The sequence below is a fragment of the Chitinophaga sp. genome, assembly GCF_036566945.1.
Taxonomy (GTDB): domain Bacteria; phylum Bacteroidota; class Bacteroidia; order Chitinophagales; family Chitinophagaceae; genus Chitinophaga.
On sequence record NZ_DATCVJ010000760.1, the window covers coordinates 1 to 1,791 of the forward strand.

The window sequence follows — 1,791 nt, forward strand, 5'->3', positions numbered from 1 at the left end:
TATGTACTGTGTAATACATAATACCTACTTTTACATCGTAGTAGTTAATCTACTGTAGTAAGTCTAACTACTGTAGTATACAAGCTAAAGAACTAAATGAAATGTACTTAAAAGACCAAACAACCTCTAACACTCTAAATCGCCCTTATATGAAAGCAAGTTTTAAAACTATCATAATAACAATGAGCACGTTAGCTACGGCTTTAACGGGCATGGCTCAAAGTACTTCCGGTGTAGCAGGACAAGTTAACCAGGCTGGCAATAAACCTGTAGAGTTTGCTACTGTAACCTTATTAAAAGCAAAAGATTCGTCTCTCGTAAAAGGAGCGATCGCAGATATAAATGGTAAATATGAATTTGAACAGGTAAAACAAGGCAAATACCTGATTGCAGCCGTATCTGTTGGAATGACGAAAGCCTATAGTAAAGTATTTGACGTAGCCGGCAGCCTGGTTCGGATGCCCGCCATTTCATTGGAAGCTTCTTCCAAAACATTAAAAGGTGTGGACGTTACCGCTCGCCGCCCATTTGTAGAGCAGAAAGCAGATAAGATGGTCGTGAACGTAGAAAGCAGCATCACCGCTTCTGGTGGCTCTGCGATGGAAGTACTGGAAAAATCGCCCACTATCAACGTAGACAAGGATGGTAACATTTCGATGAAAGGTAAAGGTGGTGTGGTGATTATGATAGATGGTAAACCCACCAATATGTCATCCGAAGATGTGGCCGAGCTGCTGAAAAGCATGCCAGCTACAAATATTGACCAGATTGAGCTGATTGCTAATCCTTCCGCCAGATATGATGCAGCCGGCAACGCGGGGATCATTAACCTGAAATTGAAAAAGAATACCAACTATGGCACCAATGGTAATGTAACCGCAGGTGGTGCTTACGGTAAATGGCCCCGCGTGAATGCCGGATTAAACCTGAACCACCGGAATGAAAAATTTAACATATTCGGTTCTTATAACTATAGTCACCGCGAGCAACAGCAAGACCTGGGATTATACCGCTCTATTGAAGACAGCAAAGGATTCAGTGTATATGATCAGACCAACAGCATGAAGCAAACTTCAGATTACCAGGGGGCTAAAATCGGGGCAGATTATTTCATCAGCAAGAAACATACGATAGGCGTAATGGTAGACCTGGCAGATAGAACCCGTGAATTTCCTTCTTTTGCCACTACCAAAATAGGCGGTCGTACCAACATAGATTCTATTCTTTATACCAACACCAACTACGACGCTAAATGGAGAAGAGGTGCCTACAATGTGAACTATCGTGGTATCCTGGATAGCACCGGCAAGGAATTGAATGTGGATCTGGATTATGCACGGAACACTGATAAACAGTTTAATGATATCTACGCACTTTCCCGTGATGTGGAAGGAAAAAGAGTACTGGGCGCCGATACTTCCCGTAACCACCAACCTTCCAGCATAGAAATTAAAACAGCTAAGATCGATTACGTGCATCCCCTGAAAAACCAGGCGAAGCTGGAAGCGGGTGTGAAAGTAAGTTTCGTGACAACCGATAACGACGCCCGCTTTGATTCATTGAGAGGCGGCAACTGGATAGCTGATGAAAACCGCTCTAATCACTTTATATACAAAGAGAATGTGAATGCTGCCTATATCAACTTCAACAAACAATATAAGAAATTGAATGTGCAGTTAGGTTTACGCGCAGAACAGACACATATTACTGGTAATTCAACCTCCATGCAGGGCAAAGAAAATAAGGTGGTAAACAATGACTCCTCTTATTTTAACCTGTTCCCAAGTGCCA

At 42.5% G+C, this 1,791-nt stretch carries 1 protein-coding gene; it reads left to right on the forward strand.

The features are described 5' to 3' along the window. Positions 1-182: 182 nt before the first annotated feature. A partial coding sequence (locus VIP81_RS22845; protein WP_331966849.1) for an outer membrane beta-barrel protein occupies positions 183-1,791 on the forward strand: 1,609 nt, incomplete at its 3' end.